This is a genomic window from Nocardia sp. NPDC051832, assembly GCF_040681285.1.
Classification (GTDB): domain Bacteria; phylum Actinomycetota; class Actinomycetes; order Mycobacteriales; family Mycobacteriaceae; genus Nocardia.
Genome location: NZ_JBFAYL010000001.1, coordinates 1 through 25,927 on the forward strand (window position 1 = coordinate 1; position 25,927 = coordinate 25,927).

Here is a 25,927-nt window from a genome sequence, read left to right on the forward strand (position 1 = left end):
GTACCCCGAAGGGCCTTACCGCTCGACTTGCATGTGTTAAGCACGCCGCCAGCGTTCGTCCTGAGCCAGGATCAAACTCTCCGTTGAAGACTCTCAACCACACCCCAAAGGGTGTAATCAGAAATATCTAACTAGAGTCCGAAAACCTAGCAAAGCCAAACACCAGCAAAAAAATTCGCTGTTGTTCAAAATGTCCAACCATCCCAACCGGGGGGTATGAAATGGCTGGCACCAATAAATAATTGGCACTGACATTCATCGACACACTATTGAGTTCTCAAAGAACACACGCACACACATCCGCCACTCGATCTCTCGGGGGTTTCAATGAGGCAACTTAAACAGCTTAGCTCAGCCAGTCGCCCAGATCCAAATCCGGGGTCCTAGTCGAGCTAGTGTGATCGTCAGGCGCTCCTCGTACGACCTCGTGTCCCTCGCTCAGCGTCTCCGCTCAGCCCCGGGTTGGTGTCCGTGTCGCTCTGACTCGATAAAAGTTACGTGTCGCGATGATCAATGTCAAATCGCCTGGTCAACAGGCTAATTCGCGACTCCGACGCGTTCCACCTGTCCGCCGAGCGCCTGCAACTTCTCCACGAAGTTCGGATAACCGCGGTCGATATGGAAGACGTCGTGCACCTCGGTCACCCCGTCGGCGCACAGACCCGCGAGCACCAGACCGGCGCCGGCGCGGATATCGGAGGACCACACCGGCGCACTCGACAACCGCGGAATCCCGCGCACCACAGCGTGATGCCCGTCGGTCCGCGCGTCGGCGCCCAAGCGGATCATCTCCTCCACGAAGCGGAAACGCGCCTCGAAGATGTTCTCGGTGATCATCGACGTGCCGTCGGCGATCGCCGCCAGGCCGATGGCCATCGGCTGCAGGTCGGTCGGGAACCCCGGAAACGGCAGAGTGGAGAAGTTGACCGCGCGCGGCCGCTCCTGCTGCACGACGCGAAAACCGTCCACATCGAAGGAGATTCGCGCGCCGGCCGAGCGCAGCTTGTCCAGCACCAGCGAAAGATGCTTCGGATTCACGCCGGTGACCTTCACATCGCCCATCGTCATGGACGCGGCGATACCCCAGGTAGCGGCGACGATCCGATCACCGATGACGCGATGGTCGGTCGGCTTCAAGCTCTTCACGCCCTGGATCGTGAGCACGGACGTGCCCGCGCCACTGACCCGAGCACCCATCCGCACCAGCATGTTGCACAGATCGACGATGTCGGGTTCGCGCGCGGCGTTGTCGATGACCGTCTCCCCCTCGGCGAGCACCGCCGCCATGAGGATGTTCTCGGTCGCGCCCACCGACGGGAAGTCGAGACGGATACGCGCGCCCTGCAATTGGTCGGCCTGCGCCACCACACAACCGTGCTCGATCTCGCTGGTCGCGCCGAGCAGACGCAGACCGGTCTGATGCATGTCGAGCGGGCGCGAACCGATGGCGTCACCGCCGGGCAGCGCCACCACGGCGCGCTTGCACCGCGCCATCAGCGGACCCAGGACACAGACCGAGGCCCGGAACTGTGTCACCGCCGGGAAGTCGGCGTGATACTTCGGCTCGGCCGGAGTGGTGATGGTGACCACCGAACGATCGCCGGGAGCGTCGTCTGTGATGGTGACCTCGCATCCGAGACCACGCAGCACGTCGGCCATCAGCGGCACGTCGAGGATGTCGGGGCAATTGGTGATCGTCGACGTGCCCTCCGCGAGGAGCGCCGCGGCCATCAGTTTCAGGACGCTGTTCTTGGCGCCACCCACCGTGACCTCGCCGACGAGCCGATTACCCCCACTGACCATAAACCGCTCGCTCACGCCCGCACCTCGCTAGCGCTCGGCTCCAGCGTGCGCGATGCGCGCTGCAACATGGTTCCCTCGCTTCGCTCGCTCACACGGGTAGCTTATCCACCCCCGACACAGCGCACGCGTGTGTACGCGATCCCGGTGCACTGCTGAGCGGTTTGCGTGAAATGCGCTCGCCCGTTCCGTAGCCGAAGGGACTGTAAATCCGGGCCTCTCGTTCTGCGACACGCGTTCAATTGGACTACGCTACCGGCGAGTCAGTTCGCTCGATGTCGACAGACCAACCCGCGGCGCAGCGCGCCCACCCTGGTGTCGGCCGAGGTCGAAACCCCTACCGACACCATAGGATCGAGGACTTTTCCGTTGATCACCGGCACACCGGGTCGAGCAGTCCGACCCGGCGCTCTCCTATCCACCGCCTGCTGAGCCGCTATGGATATCCCCGCACTCCAGGCGAGTTGGCGCGACGTCGAGAAAGTCGGCGACGAAGCGGTCCTGTACTTCTACTCACACCTGTTCATGGCACACCCCGATGTGCGGGCCATGTTCCCGGTTTCGATGGCCGCGCAGCGCGGCAAATTCTTCGCCGCACTCGGCCGCATCGTCAGCAATGTGGACAAGATCGGCGCCGATCCGAGCTTCGTGCAGCAGCTCGGCCGCGATCACCGCAAGTTCGAGGTCGTTGCTGATCATTACCCGGCCGCGGGCGCCTCGCTGCTCGCGACGCTGCAGTACTTCCTGGGCGCGGCCTGGACCGACAGCCTGGCCGCGGATTGGGCCGAGGCCTACGGCGTCGTCGCCAAACTGATGGTCGTCGCCGCCGAGGACGACGAAGCGACCGCCCCCGCCTGGTGGGAAGCCGAGGTCATCGGCACCGATCGCCGCAGCATCGATGTCGCGGTGCTGCGGATTCGCCCGACCGAGCCGTACCCGTATGTGGCCGGCCAGTCGATGGCCCTCGAGATTCCGCAGCGGCCCAAATTGTGGCGGTACTACACGCCGGCGAACGCACCGCGGGCCGACGGCACCATCGATCTGAACGTGCAGATCGTGGCCGGCGGGCACGTCAGCGCCCCGCTGGCCCGCGAAATCCGCCCCGGCGACTCGGTGCGCCTCGGCGCGCCCATCGGCACGGCGCTCACCCTGACCGACGACCTGCGCGGCGACCTGCTGATGGTCGCCGGCGGCACCGGCTTGGCGCCGATGAGCGCGGTCATCGAACAGCTCGACGCGGACTGGCGGGAAACCGGCCGGACCACGAATGTGCATTTGTTCCACGGCGTTCGGACGCAATGGAACCTCTACGAACACCACTTCCTAAGCGAGATGGCCGATACCCGGCCGTGGTTCCGCTACACCCCGGTCGTCTCCGAGGATCCGACCTACCCCGGCGCCAAGGGCGTGGTCGGGGCCGTCGCCGCCCAGGCCCACCACTGGCAGGGCTACACCGCGCTGGTGTGCGGATCCACTCCGATGATCGAGCACACCACCGCCGAGCTGGCCGGGGCGGGCATGCCGCGCTCGGCCATCAGATTCGAACAGTTCGACACGGTCGCGGAGCCGGAACCCGCAGCGGCCGATGCCCTGGGACCCGAGGTGACCACATGGCGCTGAAGCCACGCGATATCGAGAAGGCGAAGTTCAAGAGATCGGCGCTGGGCCGGCGCGGATACGACGAGAACGATGTCGAGGAATTCCTGGAGCGGGTGGCGCGCGAGGTCTCGCGGCTCAATGCCACCAACAAGCGGCTCAGCCAGCAGCTCGAGTTCAGTGGTGAGAAGTCGCTACTGTCGGACAACGACTATCTGGCGTCCCGGGTCTCCGATCTGGAACGCCAGCTCGCGATGTACAAGTCCTCCACACCCGCGGACACCTTCACCGTCGAGCAGTTGCGGTCCGATCTCGCGGCGGTGCGCCGGGAGAACCATCAGCTACGTGAGGAGGCCCAGCACGACCTGCTCGGGGTGAACATCCGCGCGGTGAACATGCTGAGCCAGGCCCAGTTGTCGGCGGAGTCGACGGTGGCCGAGGCCGAGGTCTACGCGCGCGAACTGGTCGCGGCGGCGCGGCAGCAGTACGCCGACATTCTGCGGCAGGCGCAGGAGTCCGCGGCGCAGGCGGCCGACGGGATCGCGTCGCTGACCGCGGTGCCCAAGGGCGCGCCGGAGCCGGCGCCCGCGGAGATCGAATACATCCGCACCTACGCCCAGATCGCGCAGAAGCAGATGCACACCATCGTCGAGGCGCTGTTCAGCGAGATCGACAAGCTCGGGGAACCGAAAGCCGCGCAGCAGCAGAAGGCCGCGCGCCCGGTGCAGGCCGAGATCTCGACCCCGGCCGAGCCCGCGGACAAGCCCGCGCCGGTGTCGTACTGGAACCCGGCACAGCTCACCTCCTCCGACGACTTCAGCCACTAGCCCCGCCGATTCCAACCTGCGGATCGAAATCCCTTGCGCTACAGTGCTTTTCGATTCGCGGCCGAGATTCGAAGCGGCCACGACGAATTGAGAAGGAGAAGCCTGCGATGGCGGATTCCATTTATGACCAGATCGGCGGGGCCGAGGCCGTCGCCGCTGTCGTCGACGATTTCTATGTCCGGGTACTGGCCGACGAGCAGCTCGCCGGGTTCTTCACCGGCGTGAACCTGTCCCGGCTCAAGGGCTTGCAGACGGAGTTCTTCTGCGCCGCGCTCGGCGGGCCGCAAACCTACAGCGGCGCGCCGATGCGCGACGTGCACCAGGGCCGCGGCATCGGACAGGACCACTTCAACCTGGTCGCCGGGCACCTGATCGACGCGCTGACCGGCGCGGGCGTGCCGAAGGAGCTGGTGGATCAGATCATCGGCGCGATCGCGCCGCTGTCGGACGACATCGTGAGCGCCGGCGTCACCCACTGACGACGAGAAAGGCCCGTTCATCCACACCGGATGAACGGGCCTTTGTCGTCGTCGGCTACTTTTTCGCGCCGCCGGGCTGCCACAGCACGTCGCCACCCGGATTGGTGACCCGGCTGAGGATGAACAGCAGATCCGACAGCCGGTTCAGGTAGCGCGCGGGCAGGGCGCTGGTGTCGTCGGGATGGGCGTCCACCGCCGCCCAGGCCGACCGCTCGGCCCGCCGGGCGACCGTGCGCGCGGTGTGCAGCAGCGCGGCCAACGGGGTGCCGCCCGGCAGAATGAACGAATTCAGCGGCGCCAGTTCGGCATTGAACTCATCACACCAGCCCTCGAGACGGTCGATGTAGTCCTGGGTGATCCGGAGCGGCGGATACTTGGGCTCGGCCACGACCGGCGTAGACAGATCCGCGCCCGCGTCGAACAGGTCGTTCTGCACCTGGCGCAGGACCGCCAGGATCTCGGGCTCGGGGTTCCCCAGGGCGACAGCCACGCCCAGCGCGGCGTTCGCCTCGTCGCAATCGGCGTAGGCCGCCAGCCGGGGATCGTTCTTGGAGACCCGGGAGAAGTCGCTCAGACCGGTGGTTCCGTCATCGCCGGTACGCGTGTAGATCCGCGTCAGGTGCACGTTCACGAGATCCAGCGTAGTTGCTGGAGGATCAGAGCCCGCCGAGACGACGGGTGCGGTCCGACGGGCGGGACTCGACCCAGGACAGGAAGGCCGCGCGGGCGCCGCGATCCAGGGCGATCTCGAAGCCGCCGTGGGTATCGGAGACGCCGGTGACGATGATCTCGTCGGTCATGATGTCGTACTCGTCGCCGACCGGGCCGCGCCGTTCCCCGATCTCGATGCCTTGCCGGCGGATCACGGAATCGGGGCCCAGTTTCAGGCTGGTGAGTTTGTAGAAGACGAGGCGATCCTCGTCGTACCGGATCAATCCGTGCCGCCAGCCCTGACCGCCGCTAGCAGGCAGGACGCGTAGCAGCGCGGAGGTGCCGCCGCGGCGCAACATGATCAAGCGATAGGTGGAAATCAGCGCGAGCGCGACCAGCAGCAATACCAGGGTGATCAGAACAACCATCCCGGTCTGCAATGCGGTCCGTCCTTTCGCCCGGCCACCTTGGTGCGGTCGCCGTTACCCATCCGTTGCGATATTCAAACACGAGTCTACTAACGGGCGACCAGTGGGTAGCCCATGTCCTCGGATTCTACTGCGGGCCCGAAAAGCATTGTCGGCGGCGAAGATAACCTTCGCCGCCGACAAGCTCTATGAAATTACCGCCGCACTGGTCAGTGCTCGGCGAGCGCTTCGACCGCGCGCACCTGAGCCTGAGCCACAGTCCGGTCCTCCTCGGAGGCCTCGGTGTCGGCGAGCACCTTGCGGGCCGCGTCGACATCGACCTCGCCGGCGAACTCGGCGGTCTCGGCCAGCACCCGGACCGTATTGGCCGTGACGGAGAAGAACCCTCCGTGCACCGCCGCGACGATCCGCTCACCCTCGACCGGGACGATGGTCACGGTGCCGCCCTCGACCAACTGGCCGAGCAGCGGCTCGTGGCCCGGCATGATGCCGATCTGGCCCTCGGTGGTCTGGGCGCTGACGAACGAAGCCTGGCCGGACCAGAGCCTGCGTTCGAGAGCGACGAGATCAACTGACATCTCAGCCATGGGTGACTACTTTCCGGCGATCTTCTTCGCGGCCGCCTCGACGTCGTCGAGACCACCGCAGGAGTTGAACGCCTGCTCCGGGAAGTGGTCGAACTCGCCCTTGCAGACCCGATCGAAGTCGTCGATGGTCTGCTCCAGCGGCACGACCGAACCCGGCTGACCGGTGAACTTCTCGGCCACGATGAAGTTCTGGCCGAGGAACTTCTCCAGACGACGGGCGCGGCCGACGAGGACCTTGTCCTCTTCGGAGAGCTCGTCCATACCGAGGATCGCGATGATGTCCTGCAGTTCCTTGTACTTCTGCAGGATCCGCTTGACCTCGTTGGCCACCGCGAAGTGCCGGTCGCCGACGATCGAAGCCTCGAGGATACGAGAGGTCGAGGTCAGCGGGTCGACGGCCGGGTAGATGCCCTTCTGCGAGATCGGGCGGGAAAGCTCGGTCGTCGCGTCCAGGTGGGCGAAGGTGGTGGCCGGCGCCGGGTCGGTGTAGTCGTCGGCGGGGACGTAGATCGCCTGCAGCGAGGTGATCGAGCGACCACGGGTCGAGGTGATGCGCTCCTGGAGCTCACCCATCTCGTCCGCCAGCGTCGGCTGGTAACCCACGGCGGAGGGCATACGACCCAGCAGGGTCGAGACCTCGGAGCCGGCCTGGGTGAAGCGGAAGATGTTGTCGATGAACAGCAGCACGTCCTGGTGCTGCACGTCGCGGAAGTACTCGGCCATGGTCAGGGCCGAGAGGGCGACGCGCATACGCGTGCCCGGCGGCTCGTCCATCTGGCCGAAGACGAGGGCGGTGTCCTGGAGGACGCCCATCTCTTCCATTTCCAGGTGCAGGTCGGTGCCCTCACGGGTGCGCTCACCGACGCCGGCGAACACCGACGTACCGGAGAACTCACGCGCGATACGGGTGATCATCTCCTGGATCAGAACGGTCTTGCCGACACCGGCGCCACCGAACAGACCGATCTTGCCGCCCTTGACGTACGGGGTCAGCAGGTCGATGACCTTGATGCCGGTCTCGAGCAGCTCGGTCTTGCCTTCGAGCTGATCGAAGCTCGGGGGCTTGCGGTGGATGCCCCACTGCTCGCCGTCGCGGCCCAGGCCCGGGCTGTCGAGGCAGTCACCGAGGGCGTTGAAGACGTGGCCCTTGACGACGTCGCCGACGGGTACCGAGATCGGCTTGCCGGTGTCGGAGACGCTCGCGCCACGGACCAGGCCGTCGGTCGGCTGCATCGAGATGGTGCGCACGATGCCGTCGCCGAGGTGCTGGGCAACCTCGAGGGTCAGGGTCTTGGCCACCGACTTCAGAGCGATGTCGGCGTGCAGAGCGTTGAACAGCTCGGGGATCGAACCACGCGGGAACTCGACGTCCACGACGGGGCCGATGACGCGGACGACGCGGCCTGCGGTGCCGCCGGTCCGAGCCGTGTTGTCTTGAGAGACAGCTGCGGTCATTGGTTAGTTTCTCTTCCTGCGCTTAGTCGCGGTCGCCGCTCGCGGCAAGCGCGTTCACGCCGCCGACGATTTCGCTGATTTCCTGCGTGATCTGGGCCTGACGCACCGAGTTCGCCTCGCGCTGCAGCACACTGGCCAGCTCGTTGGCGTTGTCGGTGGCGGCCTTCATTGCGGTGCGCCGAGCCGCGGACTCGGATGCCGCTGCCTCGAGCAACGATGAGTAGATACGCGTGTTGACGTACTTCGGCAGCAGCGCCGCCAGCAGCACATCGGCATCGGGCTCGAATTCGTACTGGGCCTTGACATCAGCGGTCTCGGAATCCGAGAAGCTGTCCTCGCCCATGTCGAAGTTCTCGTCCACGAAGCTCACCTGGATCGGCGCCAGGCGGCGCACCTCCGGGGTCTGCGTCAGCATGGACACGAACCGGGTGTAGACGACATGCAGTTCGTCGACACCGGCGATAGTGCCCTCACCGTTGGGTGCGGCAACTTCGCCTTCGGCGCCGGCCATGAAGGCCTCCACCAGGTGGTTGCAGGCGGCCGAGGCATCGCTGTACCCCGGCTGCTGCGAGAACCCGGTCCACGCGGCCAACGGCGGACGGCTGCGGAAGGTGTAATACGTGAGGCCCTTGTTGCCCATCACATACAGCACCGGCTCCTTGCCCTCGTTGCGCAAGGTGGTCATCAGCTCTTCGGCGCGCCGGAACACGTTGGAGTTGTAACCGCCGCACATGCCGCGGTCACTGCTGATCACCAGAACCGCTGCCCGGCGCGGGTTTTCCCGCTCGGTCAGCAGCGGGTGCGCCAGGTTCTTCGACGCGCTCGCCAGCTCGGCCAGTGCCTTGGTGATCTCCTCGGCGTACGGCTTGGCGGCCGCGACCCGGGCCTGAGCCTTGGTGATTCGCGAGGTCGCGATCAGCTCTTGGGCCTTGGTGATCTTCTTGGTCGAATTCACACTGCGAATGCGGGAGCGCAATTCACGCAAGCTTGCCATTGGTCACCCTCCCTTCATTCGCCAGTTCCGAATAGCGCATTAGCTCGTCCGACTTACTTCTCGACGTGCTTGCGGGTGACCGACAGCGACTCGACCTCTTCGTGGTCGAGCTCGCCGGCCTCCGCTTCGTTCACCACGCGGCTGCCGTCCGAGGCGAGGAAGCCCGCCTTGAACTTGTCGGTCGCCGTCGTGATGGCCTCGGCGTTGTCGCCGTCGAGCGGCTTGGAGCCACCCTGCAGCGCGTCGAACGCGTCCTGGGCGTTGCGGTGCAGGTCCTCGAGCAGCTCGCGGTTGAAGCGACGGATGTCGCCGACCGGAACCGAGTCGTAGTAGCCCTTGTCCACCAGGAAGATCGAGATGACCTGGTCCTCGACCGAAACCGGCGAGTACTGGTTCTGCTTGAGCAGCTCGACCCAGCGGGCGCCGCGCTCGAGCTGAGCCTTGGAGGCGGCATCCAGGTCGGAGGCGAAGGCGGAGAACGCCTCCAGCTCACGGAACTGGGCCAGCTCCAGACGCAGCGAACCGGCGACCTTCTTCATGGCCTTGGTCTGGGCAGCGCCACCGACACGGGAGACCGAGGTACCGACGTTGATCGCCGGGCGGACACCCTTGTTGAACAGGTCGGACTCGAGGAAGACCTGGCCGTCGGTGATGGAGATGACGTTGGTCGGGATGAACGCCGAGACGTCGCCGGCCTTGGTCTCGATGATCGGCAGGCCGGTCATCGAACCCGCGCCCATGGCGTCGGACAGCTTCGCGCAACGCTCCAGCAGACGGGAGTGCAGGTAGAAGACGTCACCCGGGTACGCCTCGCGGCCCGGCGGGCGGCGCAGCAGCAGCGAGATCGCGCGGTAGGCCTCGGCCTGCTTGGTCAGGTCGTCGAACACGATCAGGACGTGCTTGCCCTGGTACATCCAGTGCTGGCCGATGGCCGAGCCGGTGTACGGAGCCAGCCACTTGAAGCCGGCGGAGTCGGAGGCCGGAGCCGCGACGATGGTGGTGTACTCCATCGCGCCGTGCTCTTCCAGCGCGGCCTTGACGCCCGCGATGGTGGAACCCTTCTGACCGATCGCGACGTAGATGCAGCGCATCTGCTTCGTCGGGTCGCCGGACTCCCAGTTCGCCTTCTGGTTCAGGATGGCGTCGATGCAGACCGCGGTCTTGCCGGTCTTGCGGTCGCCGATGACGAGCTGACGCTGGCCGCGGCCGATGGCGGTCAGGGCGTCGATGGCGGTGATGCCGGTGGCCATCGGCTCCTCGACCGGCTGGCGCTCCAGCACGGTGGCGGCCTGCAGCTCGAGCACGCGACGCTCGTCGGCTTCGATCTCGCCGAGGCCGTCGATGGGCTGGCCGAGCGGGTTGACCACGCGACCGAGGAACTTGTCGCCGACGGGGACCGAGAGCACGTCACCGGTCCGCTTGACTTCCTGGCCCTCTTCGATCTCGGCGAACTCGCCGAGGATGACCGCACCGATCTCGCGGTCCTCGAGGTTCAGGGCGACACCGAGCACGCCGCCCGGGAATTCGAGCAGCTCGTTGGCCATTGCCGAAGGCAGGCCGGAGACGTGCGCGATGCCGTCACTCGCGTCGGTGACCACACCGATTTCTTCGATGGAGGTCTCGGGGGTGTAGCTCTGGGTGTAGCTCTCGATCGCGCTACGGATCTCGTCGGAGGAGATCGTCAGCTCCGCCATGTTCTTCCTGCTCTCGCTTGGGTCTCGAATGTCGGGGGGTGGGGCGCCGGGCTCAGGCCAGCTCGCGGCGCAGCCGCTCCAGTCGGCCGATGGCGCTGCCGTCGATCACGTCGTCGCCGACGCGGACGACCAGTCCGCTCAGCAGATTCGGATCGACCTCGACGTGCACCGCGACCTGCTTGCCGTAGATGCGCTGCAGGGAGCCGGCCAGCCGGTCCCGCTGCTCCTGGGTCAGCTCGATCGCGGCCTGCACGTGCGCGACAATCTGCTCGCGCCGGGCGGCCGCCAAATCGGACAGCGCGTCGAACGCGTCGCCGATGCTGGTCTTCTGCCGGGCGACGGCCTGTTCGGCGAGGGCGACCGTGATATCGGAGGCCTTGCCGTTCAGCAGCCGGGCAATCAGTTCGCGCTTGGCCTGAGCCGGCTTCGAGCGATCCGACAGTGCCTGTTCCAGGTCGGGGCTGTCGGCGATGATGCGACCGAGCCGGAACAGCTCGTCCTCCACCGCGTCGAGCTTGCCGCTGTCGGCCGCCGACTCCAGCAGCGCTTCCTGCCCGAGCAACACCAGGGTGTCGACCAGGTCGGCGGTGCGGGACCAGTCCTGGGCCACGGCGGTGGTCAGCACTGCCTGTGTGGCAGGACTGACCTTGCCGCCGAAGACCCGCTCGCTCAGTTCGGCGCGCGCCGAACCAGGCACCGACACGTCCGCGAGCGCAACACGCAGCGAACGCTGTTCGTCCAGCACGGCGACAACGGCGAACAGTTCAGAGCCCGTCGTGGCGGCAACGCTGTCGCTTCCGGTCAGAGCGGCGCGCAGCGCCTCTCGGGACCGGGCGCTTGCCTCACGGCTCGCTGCGTACATGCTTCTCACTTTCGCGTCGTTACCTTCCGACCCCGATGCCGGCATTCGACTCGTCGAGCTCGGTCAGGAACCGCTCGATCGATGCCGCCTGCTTGGCCTCGTCCGAAACCGACTGACCGATAACCTTCTCGGCCAGATCGACGGCCGTACGGCCGACTTCGGAGCGAAGTTCGTTCTGGATCTGCTGGCGCTGGGCTTCCAGCTGGCTGTGGCCGGCGGCCACGATGCGATCGCTCTCGGCCTGGGCCTCGGTCTTCATCTGCGCGAGGATTTCCTGGCCCTGGGTGCGGGCCTCCTCACGGATGCGAGCCGCTTCCAGGCGAGCGTCGGCCAGCTGCTGCTTGTACTGCTCGAGCGTCTGCTGGGCCTCTTCCTGCGCGGCCTCGGCGCGGGCGATGCCGCCCTCGATCTTCTCGGCACGCTCGTCCAGCACCTTCATCAGGCGAGGGACGACGTACTTGTAGAAGACGACACCGATGACGAGCAGGCAGACGGCCGACCAAAAGATGTCATACGTCGCGGGAATGAGGGGATTCGGATCCTCGCCCTCAGTTGCCGCGAGCACAGTCAAGCCGGTCATGGCAATCAGAAGATGAAGCCGGCGACGAGACCGATCAGGGCCAGCGCCTCGGTGAACGCGATACCGAGGAACATGTTGGTCCGGACCGTGCCCATCAGCTCGGGCTGGCGGGTCATGCCTTCGATGGCCTTACCGACCACGATGCCGACGCCGATGCCGGGGCCGATGGCAGCCAGGCCGTAGCCGATGGCGCCGTAGCCCTTGACCTTCTCGCCGGTGGTGGCGGCTTCCTGGGCCAGGTACGCGAGGCTCATGAGTTTCTTTCCCTTTCTGTTGCACACACCGCCGGTCGGCGGGGAGCAGGTATCCAGTCGTTTAGTTAGTCGGTCAGTGAGAATCTGCGTGCTGCGCGAGGCCGATGTAGACGGCGGTCAGCAGGGCGAAGACGTATGCCTGCAGGAAGACCACCAGCAGTTCGAACAGCGTGAATCCGAGGCCGGCCAACAGCGAGAACGGCGAGAAGATCTTCATCCACGCCGCGGCGTCGAAGAGGAAGAACTGCGTCGCGCTGAAGAACAGGACCAGCATGATGTGGCCCGCCAGCATGTTCGCCATGAGTCGGACGGTCAGGGTGAACGGCCGGAGCACGAAGGTCGAGATGAACTCGATCGGGATCAGCAGCACATGCAGCGCGGGCGGAACATTCGGAACCACGATGCTGCTGCGCATGTACTTGAGGAAGCCGTACTTCTTGATGCCCACGTAGTTGAAGGTGAGGTAGGCGAGCACGGCCAGTACCAGCGGCATGCCGATTCGGGCGTTCGACGAGATGTTCAAACCCGGAATGACGCCGGAGAAGTTCAGAAAGAGGACCGTGAAGAAGATCGTCGCGATGAGCGGGAAGAACTTGCGTCCGGATTCTTTACCGAGAACCTCGTCGCAAATCTGCTCCTTGACGAAGACCAGGCCATATTCGGCGACGTTCTGCAGTCCGCGCGGGACGATCCTCGGGCTGCGGAATGCCAGCAGCATGAAGCCGAGTAGCAGAACCGTCATGAAGATGCGTACGAGCATCAAACGGTCGAGTTCGAAGAACGTTCCCTCGAACAGCACAGCTTCAGGGAAGAAGTCATCTAGCGAGGGCGCGTGGAACTCGCCCGCCGCCAAAAAGGTGACGCTCAGCGTTCTCTCCCGTGTTCGGGCCGCGGGTACGGTCATATCCCGCGGTTCGATCGGACATTGACGATCAATTTGGGTCGACTAGGTCGGCTCGAAGTTCGTCAGCAGCTGTGCGGCAAACCCGCCGTGGCGTCTGTACGTGTGTCGGCGACATCGTCGACATGCAGAACCGAAACCCTCCGGGTCCGGTACGGCAGTAAGCATAGCGGCACTTGGCGGGATCTTGGTGACCCCCCCCTGCCTTGGGTGCTTGCTTACCAACACTTTACCAAGTTATCTACGACGCTGTGTAGGGGGGTGAGCGTTTTTCCTACTCGCTGGTATCGGAGTCGCCCGCCGTGGTGGTCACGTACGGAACCTTTTGGCGCAGAACGCCGTACGTCTCGGCGCCCAGCACGATCAACAGCGCGCCCACCACGGTGAGGAACAAAGCCATGCGGTTGTAGAAGTCGAACTGCTGCAGCACTGCCACCACCACCAGCACCACGAGCAGCTTGCCGACCCAGCTGACCAGGATGATCAGGCCCGCGGTGCTCGGCGGCAGCTTGGCGCCGAACAGCACGACGGCCGCGGTCGTGAGGATGAATCCGCCGCCGATCGCGGCGCCGATCAGGGCGCCCCAGAGGCCCGGCGTACTGGCCGCCGCCGTCGCGATCGCGACGGCGAGCACGACCAGGACGGCCAACCCGATGAGGCCGTAACGCAGCGCCGACTTCAGCGGAGCGTCGGGGCCGGGGATCGGCTTCGGAGTAAAAGTCACGCTGAAAACTTTACCCGGGCGCCTGATGCTTCCCGGCCGCCTCCCCGCGCCGCAGGCCCGGCACGGCGGTGACGACCAGGGCGAAAAGCAGGCCGGCGGCCATCAGCAACACCACCACCGTGCGGTCCATCAGCGAACTGCCGACCGCACCGAAGGCCAGCACGCCGACCCATAAATAGATGAGCAGGACGACCCGGCGCTGGGAATGCCCGATCTGCAGCAAGCGATGATGCAAGTGCATTTTGTCCGGAGTCGAAAAACTTACGCCGGCCCGAACCCGGCGGACGATCGCCAGCACCAAGTCCAGCACCGGAATGAACATCACCGCGCCGACCAGCAGTAGCGGCGAGAGCAGACCGACGATGTCGCGCGGACCGAAACCCTGCAGCGGAATCCGGCCGGACGCACTCGTGGACGCCGCGGCGAGCACCAGACCGATCAACATGGACCCGGAATCGCCCATGAAAATCCGGGCGGGTGAGAAATTGTGCGGCAGAAATCCCAGGCACGCACCGGCCAATGCGGCGGCCAGCAACGCGGGCGGATACGTGTCGACCGAGCCGCCCTGTTCATTCATCAAACCGACAGCAAACACGAATACCGCGGCGGCACAAATCAAACCGAGCCCCGCGGCGAGACCGTCCAGGCCGTCGACGAAGTTCATCGCATTCACGAGCGTGACCGTCACCGCGACGGTAACCAGGCCACCCTGCAGTGCATCAAGCGAAATCGTCGAATTGCTGAACGGATTGTAAATGCTGTACCAACTCAGCCCCATCACCGCCATCACGCCGGCTGCGGTGACCTGACCTGCGAACTTGGTGAGCGCGTCCAGGCCCCAGCGGTCGTCGACAATGCCGACCAGCACGATGATGGTGGCGGCCACCAGGATCGCCGGAATATCCGGCGCGTAATCGAATCCCCGGCGCAGCGCGGGCAATTGGTGCGCGAAAAGCACCGCCGCCACCAGCCCGATGTACATGCCGACGCCGCCCATCCGCGGGATCGGCTTGACGTGCACGTCCCGCTCGCGGGGTACAGCTACCGCGCCGAAGGCGATGGCGATGGTCCGGATTCCGCCGGTGGCCAGGAAAGTCACGGTGGCCGAGATGAGCAGCACGAGCAGGAGCTCGCGCAGCGGCACAACAGCACTCATCCGATCACCGGGCAGCGGGACTGGTGAGATCTTCGGGCTTCATCCCGAGCACCTCGGCGATCTCGGCCACCGGCACCGCGCCCGCGCGCAGGATCCGGGGCTGATCGGAGGTGAGGTCGACGATGGTGGAAGCGATGGCGTGGTCGGCCGGGCCGCCGTCGAGGTACACCCCGACCAGCGAACCGAGCTGATCGCGCGCCTCGGCGGCGGTCTTGGCCGGCGGCTGCCCGGAGACGTTGGCGCTGGACACCGCGAGCGGGCCCACCTCGCGCAGCAACTCCAGCGCGACCGGGTGCAGCGGCATCCGCAGCATCACGGTGCCGCGTGTGTCACCGAGATCCCAGGCCAGCGAAGGCGCTTGCTGCACAACAAGACTCAGGCCGCCGGGCCAGAACGCCCGGATCAGCTCGCGGGCCTGCGGGCGCACCGAGAACACCAGGCCGTCGATGGTGTGCCAGGAACCGACCAGGACTGGCACCGGCATGTCCCGGCCGCGCCGTTTGGCCGCTAGGAGCGAATTCACCGCGGTCGAGTCGAAGGCGTCGGCGGCCAGACCGTACAGCGTGTCGGTCGGCAGGACTACCAGGCGGCCGGACTTCAGGGCGCTCGTCGCTGCGGACAGTCCGGCGGCGCGCGAGTCGGGATCCGCGCAGTCGTAGACGGTACTCACGGGGGTCATCCTGTCACAGTGGGTTTTGGCTGGTTTCTGCGGCGGTTGGTGTTGTGGGGGCTATTGCGGGGTGGTGGTTGCGGTTACGAAGCGGGGTTTTTCGGCCAGGTCGAGGTGTTCGGTGATGGTGGTGAAGTGGCCGGAGGTGGTGAGGAGTTCTGCGAGCTGGTTGCCGTTGGTGTCGTCGTGTTCGATCGCGACGGCGCCACCTGGGCGTAGGAGGCGTGTGAGGACGGGGATCATGGGGCGGATGACGTCGAGGCCGTCCGTGCCCGCGAACAAGGCGCGGTGCGGATCATGGTCTGCTACTTCGGGATCCAGCTGTGCGCCAGTGGGGATGTAGGGCGGGTTGGAGACGACCAGGTCGACGCGGCCGGTCAGTTCGGTGAGCAGGTTTGGGGCGGTGGCGTCGTCGGCGTACAGGGTGATCGGGGTGTCGCCGGCGGCAATGCGGTCGTCGGCGTTGCGGCGCGCCCACTTCAGGGCATCGGGATCGATCTCGACCGCGTGTACGTCGGCGTCGGGGCGGGCGTGGGCGATGGCCAGCGCCAACGCTCCGGAACCGGTGCACAGGTCCACGACGATCGGCTGATGGTCGTGCGGCAGCGCCTCCAGCTGCGCCAGGGCCCAGGCGAACAGGACCTCGGTCTCCGGGCGGGGCACGAAAACGCCTGGGCCGACGGCGAGATCGATCGCGCCCATCGCAGCCACACCGGTCAGGTGCTGTAGCGGAACGTGATGGGCGCGATGGTCGACCAAGGCCCGGTAGTCGGCGAGCAGATCGGGCTCGACCAGCGGAACCAGCGCCAGGCGAGTGCGCTCCACCCCGAGCAGGTGCGCCGCCAGCTGTTCGGCGTCGGCGCGCGGACTGTGGATGCCCGCGGCCTGCAACACCTCGGCGGCCTCGTTGATCGCGGGACGCAGAGCCACCCGGCGCACCTCGGCCGGTGCGCCTTCTACCGTGCTCATGCCTGCACCTCGCCGACGCTCGGCTCGGGCCTGCGCAGTGCGCGCCGACACCTGACCCGCTCACTGCGTTCGCTCATGCGCACCAGGCTATTCCGCGGTCATGCGGGCTTCGCGGTCTGCCTTGCCGAGTGCGTCGAGCAGGGCATCCAGGTCACCGTCGAGCACGGCGTCCAGGTTGTGCGCCTTGAATCCGACGCGGTGATCGGCGATGCGGTTCTCCGGGAAGTTGTAGGTGCGGATGCGCTCGGAGCGGTCCACCGTGCGGATCTGGCTGGCCCGGCCCGCGGCCGCTTCCTGCTCGGCCTGCTCCTCGGCGAGCAACTGCAGACGAGCGGCCAGCACCTGCATGGCGCGCGCCTTGTTCTGCAACTGGGAGCGTTCGTTCTGGCAGGTCACCACGATGCCGGAGGGCAGGTGGGTGATGCGGACCGCGGAGTCGGTGGTGTTGACGCCCTGACCGCCCTTGCCGGAGGAGCGATACACGTCGATGCGCAGATCGGTTTCGTCGATCTGCACCTCCTCGACCTCGTCGGGCTCGGGGTAGATGAGCACGCCGGCGGCGGAGGTGTGGATACGGCCCTGCGATTCGGTGACCGGCACGCGCTGCACGCGGTGCACGCCGCCTTCGAACTTCAGGCGGGACCAGACACCGTCACGCGCCGCGTCGCGACTCTTGATCGACAGCGTCGCTTCCTTGTAACCGCCCAGTTCGGTGTAGGTGGCGCCGAGCACCTCCACCTTCCAGCCGTGCCGTTCGGCGTAGCGGATGTACATGCGGGCCAGGTCGGCGGCGAACAGCGCGGATTCCTCGCCGCCCTCGCCGGACTTGACCTCGAGCACGACGTCGTCGCCGTCGTGCGGGTCACGGGGGGCGAGCAGGTCGGCCAGCGCCGCTTCCAGCTCCTCGACCTGACGCGACAGGTCCGGAATCTCCGCGGCGAACGCCGGATCGTCGGCGGCCAGTTCCTGGGCGGCGGCGAGATCGTCGTGCGCGGACTTCAGCTTGTTGTAGGTGCTCATCACCGGGGCCAGCTCGGCGAATCGCTTACCGACCCGGCGCGCGGCGCCGGCGTCGTTGTGCAGCGACGGATCGGCCAACTGCGTCTCCAGGCCGTGGTACTCGGCCAGAATGTCGTCGATCGCGGACGGCTGCGTCATGATGCTTCCTTTTCTACGTCATTTCAGTGCGGCTCCGGAAATGCGCCGACGCCCGGTCTGCAGCGCAGAACCGGGCGTCGGTGAGGAAGCTAGGAGGCGTCTTCGGCCTTCTTGCCCGCACGCTTGCCGTAACGAGCCTCGAAGCGAGCCACGCGACCGCCGGTGTCGAGGATCTTCTGCTTGCCGGTGTAGAACGGGTGGCACTGCGAGCAGACCTCGACGGAGATGTGTCCGGACTCCTTGGTGGAGCGAGTCTGGAAGGTGTTGCCACAACCACAGACGACGGTGGTGTCGACGTAGGTCGGGTGGATTCCTGCCTTCATGGGTGTCCTTTCGAAAATGGCCGCCGGGTCGCCCGCGAAGGAGCGTGAACCGGAGCCGACTAGGCGGGATTGCCTGCCGATGGGCAGACGCACAGCGATTCAGTATGCCAGAACCGCCACTACGCTGCCAAAACGCCCCTCATCCCCCGTCTATTCCCGCCCCTGCCGCTGTCGCCCCAGGAACTGCGGGCACGCAATTGGAGCGCTCTTACGGGAGCCTAAGACGGGTAGTTCGCTACTCAGGAATGCGAACACAACTGTTCATAGAGTTTGGGGCCTGGCAGACAAGTGCACACCGGCGTGCCGATGACAGAGGGGAGAACGATATGAGCAGCCGCATCGCTTTGGCGGTCTTCGGATTGTTGACTCTCGCTGTCGCGGTGGGCTGGTTCGCGGCACCGGAGGCCGCCACCGCCTATCCGACGGCGGAGACCGTCGCCTACTACCAGGCCGAACCCGCCGCCTCGAGCGACACCGCGGATCCGGCCGCCATCCTGCTGACCTTCATGATCGCCGGCGCCATGCTGATCGGGCTCTTCTTCTTCCGCCCGAATACGCCGAAAGGGCCTCGCGTAAGCGAGACCCTCTCGGCGACAGTCGAGTTCGTACTACTCGTCGATCGCGCCACCAGGCGCTGTCTTGCTGACCGACATCAGGAACTCCAGGTTGTTCTTCGACTTCTTCAAACGGTCGATCAGCAGATCGATCGCCTGATGCGAATCCAGGCCGGACAGTACGCGGCGCAGCTTGTGCAGCACGGCCGCCTCGTCCGGGCTCAGCAGTAGCTCGTCCTTGCGGGTACCGGACGGGTTGACGTCCACCGCGGGGAACACGCGCCGTTCCGCGATCTTGCGGTCCAGCTTGAGCTCGGCGTTGCCGGTGCCCTTGAACTCCTCGAAGATCACCGTGTCACCGGTCGAACCGGTCTCCACCATCGCGGTGGCGATGATCGTCAGCGAGCCGCCGTTCTCGATATTGCGCGCCGCGCCGAGGAACCGCTTGGGCGGGTACAGCGCGGTGGAGTCGACACCACCGGAGAGGATGCGGCCCGAAGCCGGCGAGGAGTTGTTGTACGCGCGGCCCAATCGGGTGATCGAGTCGAGCAGCACCACAACGTCTTTGCCCATCTCCACCAGGCGCTTCGCGCGCTCGATGGCGAGCTCGGCGACCGAGGTGTGGTCTGACGGCGGCCGGTCGAAGGTGGAGGCGATGACCTCGCCCTTCACCGAACGCTGCATGTCGGTGACCTCTTCGGGACGTTCGTCGACCAGCACAACCATGAGGTAGACCTCGGGGTTGTTGATCGCGATCGCGTTCGCGATGTCCTGCATGATCGTCGTCTTACCGGCCTTGGGCGGCGACACGATCAGGGCGCGCTGGCCCTTGCCGATCGGCATGATCAGGTCGATCACCCGGGTGGTCAGCTTGTTGGGCTGAGTCTCCAGGCGCAGGCGCTGATTCGGGTACAGCGGGGTGAGCTTGCTGAACTCCGGACGGCGCTTGGCCGCGTCGACCTCGCCGCCGTTGACCGTGTCCAGGCGCACCAGCGGATCGAACTTCTGGCGCTGGTTGCTCTGCTCGCCGTCGCGCGGGGCACGCACCGCGCCGGTGATCGCGTCACCGCGACGCAGGCCGTTCTTGCGGACCAGATTCATCGACACGTAGACGTCGTTCGGCCCGGCCAGGTAGCCCGAGGTGCGGACGAACGCGTAGTTGTCCAGCACGTCGAGAATGCCGGCGACCGGCTGCAGCACGTCGTCCTCGCGGATTTCGAGCTCGCGGGCCTCGCTGCCGGCGGCGCCGCCCTCGCGGTCGCGCCCACGACGCCGCTCGCGGAAGCGACGGCCCCGGCGGCCGCGGCCGCCTTCCTCGTCGTCATCGCCCCGGTTGGCGCGGTCACGATCCTGGCCGCCGCGGTTGTCGCCGCCACGGTTCTCGCCACCGCGATTGCCGCCGTTGCCATTTCCGTTCTGGTTGCGCTCGCCCTGGTTGCGATCCCCGGACTGATTGCGCTCACCCTGCTGGTTGCGCTCCCGGCGACGCTCGCCCTGCTCGGCATCCTGCTTCGGCTCGTCACCACGCGCCTCGGCGTTCTCGCCGCCGGATCGCGCCTGGTCACGGCCGCGCCGCTGCCGACCACGGCCCCGCTGGCCGGATTCCCGACCGGCGTCCTCGGAGGCTTCGCCCGGCGCGGCATCCGCCGGAGCAGCTTCGGTTTTCGCGGCCTTCGCCGGAGCCTCGGGCTCGGCGGCCACCGCGGGAGCGGCGGCCTTGGGCGCCTCGGCCGGAGCCGCGGGCGTCACGTCGAGGGTCGCCTGCTCGGCCTTCGCTTCGCCACGCGCGGACTTCTCGGCCTTCTCGGCTTTCGCGGGCGCCGGCTTTCCGGCCTGATTTTCCTTGATGGCGGCGATCAAATCGCCTTTGCGCATTCCGGAGGTTCCTCGGATTCCGAGCTCCCCCGCAAGCTGGCGCAACTGCGGCAACAACATTCCAGTCAGCCCCGATCGTGCGACGTCGGTGTGTTCGCTCATCTTCGAAATCTGTCCGGATTCACTTTCGCGACCCGAGTTATCGGGGTTGGATTCCACCCCTGGTGTCGCGAGCAGGTCCGTATCTGTCACGGAAATCCTTTCCTTCCCTCGATTGCCGTGTGCTGATTCGAGGGTTCGTCCCGCAGTCCGGGCACTGTGCCGGACTCGGATGCCGTATATCACCTGCTCCACCGGACCCGGCGGTTGCGCCACCGGTTATGCAGGGCCCAACTCCAAGAAGGTGGGAAAGATCATTCCAGTTGCGCAGCTACGCAGCACCCCCATGGCCTGGAGGCTCGAGCCTGGACCTGCTGGAGCGATTGCCCTGATGAAGCACCGGCGTCTGATGCGCACGATGTACGGACTTGCCCAGGATAGCTGGATAGTGTGAAGCTCGGCAAGACAGACTCGCCGTTAGCTGACCTGGACTCCTTCGGCGAGTCCAGGCTCGACCACCCGGAGGCCGTCCGCGGCCGCGAGTTCGGCCAATTCGGCGGGGAATTCGCTGGTACACAAGGCCAGCACAGTCGGGCCCGCGCCGGAAACGGTGGCCGGAATTCCGGCTTCCCGCAGCCGCGCGATCCACGCCGTGGTCAACGGCAGCGCGGGGGCGCGCTGAGACTGGTGCAGACGGTCCATGGTGGCGGACATCAGCAGGTCAGGGCGCTCGGTAAGGGCCACGACCGCGAGCGCGGCACGGCTGACATTGAACGCCGCGTCGCCGTGCGGCACGGTCTCGGGCAGCAAACCCCTGGTATGCGCCGTGGACGAGCGCTCCTCGGGAATGAGCACCACCGGGCGCAGCGTCGAATGCGCGTCCAGGCGCACCGCGTGATAGCACCGGCCGTGCGGGCTGTCGGCCTCGACGGCCGATTCGGTCCAGGACACCACGACGCCGCCGAGCACGCTGGCCGCCGCGTTGTCGGGGTGGCCTTCGAATTCCGAGGCCAGCTGCACCTGCTGATCCAGGTCGAGCGCCAGCTCGGGATCGAGTTTCGCGGCCAGCGCGCTGCCCGCGGCCAGGCCGCCGACCACCGCGGAGGCCGAGGAACCCAGCCCGCGAGAGTGCGGAATCACGTTGCGGCACACCACATCGAGGCCGTCGGCCCAGACGCCGGCGGCCTCCAGGCCACGCTCGATCGCACGCACGACGAGATGCGATGGGCCCCAGGGCACCTCATCGGCGCCCTCACCCTCGACCCGGATCTTAAGGCCGGAGTCGGTGGTGCGCACCTCGATCACGTCGTAGAGGCCCAAAGCCATTCCGAGCGAGTCGAATCCGGGGCCGAGATTGGCGGTGGAGGCCGGAACCCGTGCGGTGACGGCGATTCCGGCGGGCAAGGTCCGGGCCCGAGCCGATTTCAGCCCGGCCTCCGGGACCAATTGGGTTTCGCGCGGGTTCAACTCAGGCCAGCTCGAGTTCGCGGGCGATCGCGACCGGGTCCACCGCGATGGCCTGCACCTGCGGCATGCCGAGCAGGGCGGTGTCGGGGTCCTTGAGGCCGTTGCCGGTGACGGTGCAGACGACGGTGAGGCCGGAATCCAGCCACCCCTCCTTGCGCGCGGCGAGGACGCCGGCGACCGAAGCGGCCGAGGCGGGCTCGACGAAAACGCCCTCGGTGGCCGCGACCAGGCGGTACGCCTCCAGGATTTCCTCGTCGGTGGCCGCGCGGAAGACGCCGCCGGACTGCTCCTTGGCTTCCATCGCGCCGTTCCAGGACGCCGGGGAGCCGATCCGGATGGCGGTGGCGATGGTCTCCGGGTCCTTCACCGGAGCGCCGTTGACCAGCGGCGCGGCGCCCGCGGCCTGCACACCCAGCATGCGCGGCAGGCCGGTGGTGATGCCGTCGGCGTAGTACTCGCGGTACCCGCGCCAGTACGCGGTGATGTTGCCGGCATTGCCGACCGGCAGCGCGTGCACGTCGGGGGCCCGGCCGAGCACGTCGCAGATCTCGAAGGACGCGGTCTTCTGGCCTTCGATGCGGGCCGGATTGACCGAGTTCACCAGGCCGACCTCGGGGAAGTCGGCGGTGACCTTGCGGGCCAGCTCGAGACAGTCGTCGAAGTTGCCGTCCACCTGGATGATCTTGGCGCCGAGCATGACGGCCTGGGCCAGCTTGCCCATCGCGATTTTGCCCTGCGGGATCAGCACCGCGCAGCTCATGCCCGCGCGGGTGGCGTAGGCGGCGGCCGAGGCCGAGGTGTTGCCGGTGGACGCGCACAGCACGGCCTTCTGACCGCGGTATTTGGCGTCGGTCATGGCCATGGTCATGCCGCGGTCCTTGAAGGAACCGGTCGGGTTCGCGCCTTCGACCTTGAGGTACACCTCGCAGCCGGTCAGCTCCGACAGGTGCGGGGCGGGGACCAGCGGGGTGCCGCCCTCGAACAAGGTGACGGGCTCCCAATCGGCAGCGCCCGCCAGACGATCACGGTAGGCCGCGATCAGGCCGGGCCAGCGCGAGTGCACTTTCGACTGCGGTGCGACGGGGATCATTCCTCGGTGCCTTCCAATCTCAAAACGCTGGTCACGGATGTGACGGAATCCATCTCCGCCAGCGCGGCGACGGTGTCCGCGAGCGCCGATTCCAGGGCGTGGTGGGTGACCACGACCAGGCGCGCACCCTCGCCGTGCCCGGCCTGGCGGACGGTGGAGATGCTAACCCCGTGGTTGGCGAATTCGCCCGCGACCTTGGCCAGGACGCCCGGGATGTCTTCGACCTGCAGGTTCACGTGGTAGCGAGCCGGTGTGTCACCGATCGGCGCGATCGGTAGCTCAGCATAAACCGATTCGCCCGGAGCGCGGCCACCGTAGAACTTGTTACGGGCGGCCATCACCAGATCACCGAGCACCGCGGAGGCGGTCGGAGCGCCACCGGCGCCCTGCCCGTAGAACATCAGGCGGCCGGCGTTCTCGGCCTCCACGACCACGGCGTTGAACGCGCCGTTGACCGCGGCCAGCGGGTGCTTGCGCGGGATCAGCGCCGGGTAGACGCGGACCGAGATGCGATCCTTGCCGCCCTCGGCCGCAGGGGGGTTACCGGGCACGCGTTCACAGATAGCCAGCAGTTTGACCGTGCAATCCAACGCGGAAGCGGTCTCCAGATCCTCGGAGGTGATCTTGGAAATGCCCTCGCGGTACACATCGGCGGCCGTCACCCGGGTGTGGAAGGCCAGCGAGGCCAGGATCGCGGCCTTGGACGCGGCGTCGTAGCCCTCGACGTCTGCGGTCGGATCGGCCTCGGCGTACCCCAGGCGGGTCGCCTCCTTGAGGGTGATCTCGTAGTCGGCGCCGGTCTCGTCCATCGCGGAGAGGATGAAGTTGGTGGTGCCGTTGACGATGCCGACCACCTTGTTCACCCGGTCGCCGGACAACGACTGGATGAGCGGGCGCACCACCGGGATCGCGCCGGCGACGGCGGCCTCGAAGTAGAGGTCGGCGCGGTTGCGCTCGGCGGCGGCGGCGAGTTCGCCGGTGTAGTCGGCCAGCAACGCCTTGTTCGCCGAGATCACGGACTTGCCCGCGTTCAGCGAAGCCAGGATCAGGCTGCGGGCGGGGTCGATACCGCCCATGACCTCGACGACCAGGTCGACGTCCGCGCGCGCGACGAGCGCCTCGGCGTCGGTGGTCAGCAGGTCGGCCGGCAGCCCGCGATCACGCTCGAGGTTGCGCACCGCGACACCGCGCAGCACGACCGGAGCGCCGACGCGCGACTGCAGGTCGTCGGCGTGATCCCGGAGAATACGCACGACCTCGGTGCCGACATTGCCCATACCGAGCACCGCGACACCGATCGGACGATCGTTGCCCCAGGTCCCGTTTCTCTGTTCGGTCACTGTTCCACCTCCAGGCTGAGCAAATCCGCCACCGTTTCCCGGCGCAGAATCAAACGCGGCTGACCCGCGCGCACGGCAACCACCGCGGGCCGGGTCAACTGGTTGTATCGGCTCGACATCGAATAGCAATACGCGCCCGTGGCCGCGACGGCGATCAGGTCGCCCGGACCGACGTCGGCGGGCATCCAGGTGTCGCGGATGACGATATCGCCACTCTCACAATGCTTTCCGACGACACGCGCGACCACGGCGGGCGCGTCCGAGGAGCGCGAGACCAGGCGGCAGTCGTAATCGGCCTGGTACAGCGCGGGCCGGATGTTGTCGCTCATGCCGCCGTCGACGCTGACGTAGCGGCGGCGGTTGCCGCCGTCCAGCGAGACGTCCTTGATGGTGCCGACCTCGTAGAGGGTCACGGTGCCCGGACCGGCGATGGCGCGCCCCGGCTCCACCGCGATCTCCGGAGTGGGCAGGCCCGCGTGCGCCGCCTCGATCTCGACCAGGCCGCGCAGTTTGGCCGCGAACTCGTCCAGCGGCGGCGGATCGTCGTTGGGCAAGTACGAAATACCAAGGCCGCCACCGAGATCCAGGGTCGCGATCTGCGCCGTGCGCTCCACGCCGAACTTCTCGATGGCCTCGCGCAGCAGGCCGAGCATGCGGCGGGCGGCGATCTCGAAGCCGTCGATCTCGAAGATCTGCGAGCCGATGTGCGAGTGCAGGCCGACCAGGCGCAGGTTATCGGCGTCGAAGACCCGGGCCAGCGCCTCCATGGCGTCGCCGCCGGCGATCGAGAAGCCGAACTTCTGATCCTCGTGCGCGGTCGAAATGTATTCGTGTGTATGCGCCTCCACGCCGACGGTGACGCGGACCAGGACATCCTGGACCACACCGGCGGCGCCGGCGACGGCTTCCAGGCGCTCGATCTCGTACAGCGAGTCGACCACCACGTGGCCCACGCCCGCCGCTACCGCGGCCTCGAGTTCAGGAACGGATTTATTGTTGCCGTGCAACGCGATTCGCTCCGCCGGGAAACCCGCGTGCAGCGCGATGGCGAGTTCACCGCCGGAGCACACGTCCAGGGACAGGCCCTCGTCGCGGATCCAGCGCGCGATCTCACCGCACAGGAAAGCCTTGGAGGCGTAGTGCACCCGGGCGTTCGGCCCGAACGCGCGCACCATATCGCGGCAGCGGGACCGGAAGTCGTCCTCGTCCACCACGAACAGCGGGGTGCCGAACTGCTCGGCGAGCTCGGCCACCGGCACACCGGCGAGGCTGACCGCGCCGTCAGCACCGCGAGAAGCGTTACGGGGCCACACATTCGCGGGCAGATCGATCATCTGCTTCGGATCACCGGGGCGCTCCGGAAGATTCGGGGCGTGCGGGATTTCGGCATGCCGGGGACCAGCGGGATGTGCGCCGCTCACTTCGATTCCTTTCGGGGGTTCACGAGCGCGCGC

The 25,927-nt window shown here is 66.7% G+C and carries 25 protein-coding genes and 1 rRNA gene; 3 read left to right on the plus strand and 23 right to left on the minus strand.

Annotation, left to right across the window (positions count from 1 at the left end; translation table 11 throughout):
• Window positions 1-87, minus strand: a 16S ribosomal RNA gene (locus tag AB0M14_RS00005); the annotation flags it as partial.
• 450 nt (window positions 88-537) lie between these two features.
• A complete protein-coding gene (murA, locus tag AB0M14_RS00010) occupies window positions 538-1,818 on the minus strand; it encodes a UDP-N-acetylglucosamine 1-carboxyvinyltransferase (RefSeq protein ID WP_364986212.1) in 1,281 nt (426 codons plus the stop codon).
• Window positions 1,819-2,238: 420 nt separating this feature from the next.
• Between murA and AB0M14_RS00015 the strand changes: the two genes are divergently transcribed.
• The 3 genes from AB0M14_RS00015 (at window position 2,239) to AB0M14_RS00025 (ending at window position 4,702) form a co-directional block, all read left to right on the plus strand.
• A complete protein-coding gene (locus AB0M14_RS00015; RefSeq protein WP_364986215.1) occupies window positions 2,239-3,420 on the plus strand; it encodes a globin domain-containing protein in 1,182 nt (393 codons plus the stop codon).
• On the plus strand, window positions 3,411-4,223 hold the full coding sequence (locus AB0M14_RS00020; protein ID WP_364986218.1) for a DivIVA domain-containing protein: 813 nt from the start codon (window positions 3,411-3,413) through the stop codon (window positions 4,221-4,223). The genes AB0M14_RS00015 and AB0M14_RS00020 overlap by 10 nt, the downstream gene beginning before the upstream one ends.
• Window positions 4,224-4,330: 107 nt before the next feature.
• A complete protein-coding gene (locus AB0M14_RS00025; RefSeq protein WP_364986221.1) occupies window positions 4,331-4,702 on the plus strand; it encodes a group 1 truncated hemoglobin in 372 nt (123 codons plus the stop codon).
• A gap of 55 nt (window positions 4,703-4,757) precedes the next feature.
• Here AB0M14_RS00025 and AB0M14_RS00030 read toward each other — a convergent pair whose 3' ends face one another.
• From AB0M14_RS00030 to lysA, 21 genes are all read right to left on the minus strand, one after another.
• Complete coding sequence (locus AB0M14_RS00030) at window positions 4,758-5,333, minus strand: cob(I)yrinic acid a,c-diamide adenosyltransferase (protein ID WP_364986224.1); 576 nt, start codon at window positions 5,331-5,333, stop codon at window positions 4,758-4,760.
• Window positions 5,334-5,358: 25 nt separating this feature from the next.
• Window positions 5,359-5,781: a DUF2550 domain-containing protein gene (locus AB0M14_RS00035; protein ID WP_364986227.1), complete on the minus strand. Its 423-nt coding sequence runs from the start codon at window positions 5,779-5,781 to the stop codon at window positions 5,359-5,361.
• A 209-nt stretch (window positions 5,782-5,990) separates the two neighbouring features.
• Window positions 5,991-6,368 (minus strand): F0F1 ATP synthase subunit epsilon, encoded by a 378-nt coding sequence (locus AB0M14_RS00040; protein WP_364986230.1) that lies wholly within the window; start codon window positions 6,366-6,368, stop codon window positions 5,991-5,993.
• Window positions 6,369-6,374: 6 nt separating this feature from the next.
• Window positions 6,375-7,823 (minus strand): F0F1 ATP synthase subunit beta, encoded by a 1,449-nt coding sequence (gene atpD / locus AB0M14_RS00045; RefSeq protein WP_364986233.1) that lies wholly within the window; start codon window positions 7,821-7,823, stop codon window positions 6,375-6,377.
• A gap of 22 nt (window positions 7,824-7,845) precedes the next feature.
• A complete protein-coding gene (locus AB0M14_RS00050) occupies window positions 7,846-8,817 on the minus strand; it encodes a F0F1 ATP synthase subunit gamma (RefSeq protein ID WP_364986236.1) in 972 nt (323 codons plus the stop codon).
• Window positions 8,818-8,870: 53 nt separating this feature from the next.
• Complete coding sequence (gene atpA, locus AB0M14_RS00055) at window positions 8,871-10,511, minus strand: F0F1 ATP synthase subunit alpha (protein WP_364986239.1); 1,641 nt, start codon at window positions 10,509-10,511, stop codon at window positions 8,871-8,873.
• A 52-nt stretch (window positions 10,512-10,563) separates the two neighbouring features.
• Window positions 10,564-11,373 carry a F0F1 ATP synthase subunit delta gene (locus tag AB0M14_RS00060; RefSeq protein WP_364986242.1) on the minus strand — a complete coding sequence of 270 codons (810 nt, stop codon included), beginning with the start codon at window positions 11,371-11,373 and terminating at the stop codon, window positions 10,564-10,566.
• A 19-nt stretch (window positions 11,374-11,392) separates the two neighbouring features.
• Window positions 11,393-11,953, minus strand: coding sequence for a F0F1 ATP synthase subunit B (locus tag AB0M14_RS00065; protein ID WP_364986245.1), 561 nt, complete (start codon window positions 11,951-11,953; stop codon window positions 11,393-11,395).
• 5 nt (window positions 11,954-11,958) lie between these two features.
• Window positions 11,959-12,207: an ATP synthase F0 subunit C gene (locus AB0M14_RS00070; protein WP_364986249.1), complete on the minus strand. Its 249-nt coding sequence runs from the start codon at window positions 12,205-12,207 to the stop codon at window positions 11,959-11,961.
• A 73-nt stretch (window positions 12,208-12,280) separates the two neighbouring features.
• Window positions 12,281-13,111: a F0F1 ATP synthase subunit A gene (gene atpB, locus AB0M14_RS00075; RefSeq protein ID WP_364986252.1), complete on the minus strand. Its 831-nt coding sequence runs from the start codon at window positions 13,109-13,111 to the stop codon at window positions 12,281-12,283.
• A gap of 271 nt (window positions 13,112-13,382) precedes the next feature.
• Window positions 13,383-13,832 (minus strand): hypothetical protein, encoded by a 450-nt coding sequence (locus tag AB0M14_RS00080; protein ID WP_364986255.1) that lies wholly within the window; start codon window positions 13,830-13,832, stop codon window positions 13,383-13,385.
• 10 nt (window positions 13,833-13,842) lie between these two features.
• A complete protein-coding gene (locus AB0M14_RS00085) occupies window positions 13,843-14,988 on the minus strand; it encodes an MraY family glycosyltransferase (RefSeq protein WP_364986258.1) in 1,146 nt (381 codons plus the stop codon).
• A 4-nt stretch (window positions 14,989-14,992) separates the two neighbouring features.
• The gene (locus AB0M14_RS00090) at window positions 14,993-15,658 is read right to left on the minus strand and encodes an L-threonylcarbamoyladenylate synthase (protein ID WP_364991147.1); all 666 of its coding nucleotides are present in this window, start codon (window positions 15,656-15,658) and stop codon (window positions 14,993-14,995) included.
• Window positions 15,659-15,718: 60 nt separating this feature from the next.
• Entirely contained in the window at window positions 15,719-16,597 is an 879-nt protein-coding gene (gene prmC, locus AB0M14_RS00095; protein WP_364991150.1) for a peptide chain release factor N(5)-glutamine methyltransferase, read from the minus strand.
• A 117-nt stretch (window positions 16,598-16,714) separates the two neighbouring features.
• Window positions 16,715-17,785: a peptide chain release factor 1 gene (prfA, locus tag AB0M14_RS00100; RefSeq protein WP_364986261.1), complete on the minus strand. Its 1,071-nt coding sequence runs from the start codon at window positions 17,783-17,785 to the stop codon at window positions 16,715-16,717.
• A gap of 89 nt (window positions 17,786-17,874) precedes the next feature.
• Window positions 17,875-18,108 carry a 50S ribosomal protein L31 gene (rpmE, locus tag AB0M14_RS00105; RefSeq protein WP_364986264.1) on the minus strand — a complete coding sequence of 78 codons (234 nt, stop codon included), beginning with the start codon at window positions 18,106-18,108 and terminating at the stop codon, window positions 17,875-17,877.
• A 608-nt stretch (window positions 18,109-18,716) separates the two neighbouring features.
• Window positions 18,717-20,729, minus strand: a complete 2,013-nt coding sequence (gene rho, locus AB0M14_RS00110; RefSeq protein ID WP_364986267.1) for a transcription termination factor Rho — start codon at window positions 20,727-20,729, stop codon at window positions 18,717-18,719.
• Between the two features lie 324 nt (window positions 20,730-21,053).
• Entirely contained in the window at window positions 21,054-22,004 is a 951-nt protein-coding gene (thrB, locus tag AB0M14_RS00115; protein WP_364991153.1) for a homoserine kinase, read from the minus strand.
• A gap of 40 nt (window positions 22,005-22,044) precedes the next feature.
• Window positions 22,045-23,133 carry a threonine synthase gene (gene thrC / locus AB0M14_RS00120; RefSeq protein ID WP_364986270.1) on the minus strand — a complete coding sequence of 363 codons (1,089 nt, stop codon included), beginning with the start codon at window positions 23,131-23,133 and terminating at the stop codon, window positions 22,045-22,047.
• Entirely contained in the window at window positions 23,130-24,473 is a 1,344-nt protein-coding gene (locus AB0M14_RS00125; RefSeq protein ID WP_364986274.1) for a homoserine dehydrogenase, read from the minus strand. Before AB0M14_RS00125 ends, thrC begins: the two co-directional genes overlap by 4 nt.
• The gene (gene lysA, locus AB0M14_RS00130; protein WP_364986277.1) at window positions 24,470-25,894 is read right to left on the minus strand and encodes a diaminopimelate decarboxylase; all 1,425 of its coding nucleotides are present in this window, start codon (window positions 25,892-25,894) and stop codon (window positions 24,470-24,472) included. Before lysA ends, AB0M14_RS00125 begins: the two co-directional genes overlap by 4 nt.
• Window positions 25,895-25,927: the final 33 nt, after the last annotated feature.

Excerpts from the sequence above, each read along its gene's own strand:
- AB0M14_RS00050 (WP_364986236.1), bottom strand. The coding sequence starts at position 8,817 with ATGGCAAGCTTGCGTGAATTGCGCTCCCGCATTCGCAGTGTGAATTCG.
- atpA (WP_364986239.1), bottom strand. The coding sequence starts at position 10,511 with ATGGCGGAGCTGACGATCTCCTCCGACGAGATCCGTAGCGCGATCGAG.
- prfA (WP_364986261.1), bottom strand. The coding sequence starts at position 17,785 with ATGACGCAGCCGTCCGCGATCGACGACATTCTGGCCGAGTACCACGGC.
- AB0M14_RS00035 (WP_364986227.1), bottom strand. The coding sequence starts at position 5,781 with ATGGTTGTTCTGATCACCCTGGTATTGCTGCTGGTCGCGCTCGCGCTG.
- AB0M14_RS00025 (WP_364986221.1), top strand. The coding sequence starts at position 4,331 with ATGGCGGATTCCATTTATGACCAGATCGGCGGGGCCGAGGCCGTCGCC.
- AB0M14_RS00085 (WP_364986258.1), bottom strand. The coding sequence starts at position 14,988 with ATGAGTGCTGTTGTGCCGCTGCGCGAGCTCCTGCTCGTGCTGCTCATC.
- AB0M14_RS00070 (WP_364986249.1), bottom strand. The coding sequence starts at position 12,207 with ATGAGCCTCGCGTACCTGGCCCAGGAAGCCGCCACCACCGGCGAGAAG.
- AB0M14_RS00015 (WP_364986215.1), top strand. The coding sequence starts at position 2,239 with ATGGATATCCCCGCACTCCAGGCGAGTTGGCGCGACGTCGAGAAAGTC.
- AB0M14_RS00040 (WP_364986230.1), bottom strand. The coding sequence starts at position 6,368 with ATGGCTGAGATGTCAGTTGATCTCGTCGCTCTCGAACGCAGGCTCTGG.
- atpB (WP_364986252.1), bottom strand. The coding sequence starts at position 13,111 with ATGACCGTACCCGCGGCCCGAACACGGGAGAGAACGCTGAGCGTCACC.
- atpD (WP_364986233.1), bottom strand. The coding sequence starts at position 7,823 with ATGACCGCAGCTGTCTCTCAAGACAACACGGCTCGGACCGGCGGCACC.
- AB0M14_RS00060 (WP_364986242.1), bottom strand. The coding sequence starts at position 11,373 with ATGTACGCAGCGAGCCGTGAGGCAAGCGCCCGGTCCCGAGAGGCGCTG.
- AB0M14_RS00020 (WP_364986218.1), top strand. The coding sequence starts at position 3,411 with ATGGCGCTGAAGCCACGCGATATCGAGAAGGCGAAGTTCAAGAGATCG.
- rpmE (WP_364986264.1), bottom strand. The coding sequence starts at position 18,108 with ATGAAGGCAGGAATCCACCCGACCTACGTCGACACCACCGTCGTCTGT.
- thrC (WP_364986270.1), bottom strand. The coding sequence starts at position 23,133 with ATGATCCCCGTCGCACCGCAGTCGAAAGTGCACTCGCGCTGGCCCGGC.
- AB0M14_RS00065 (WP_364986245.1), bottom strand. The coding sequence starts at position 11,953 with ATGACCGGCTTGACTGTGCTCGCGGCAACTGAGGGCGAGGATCCGAAT.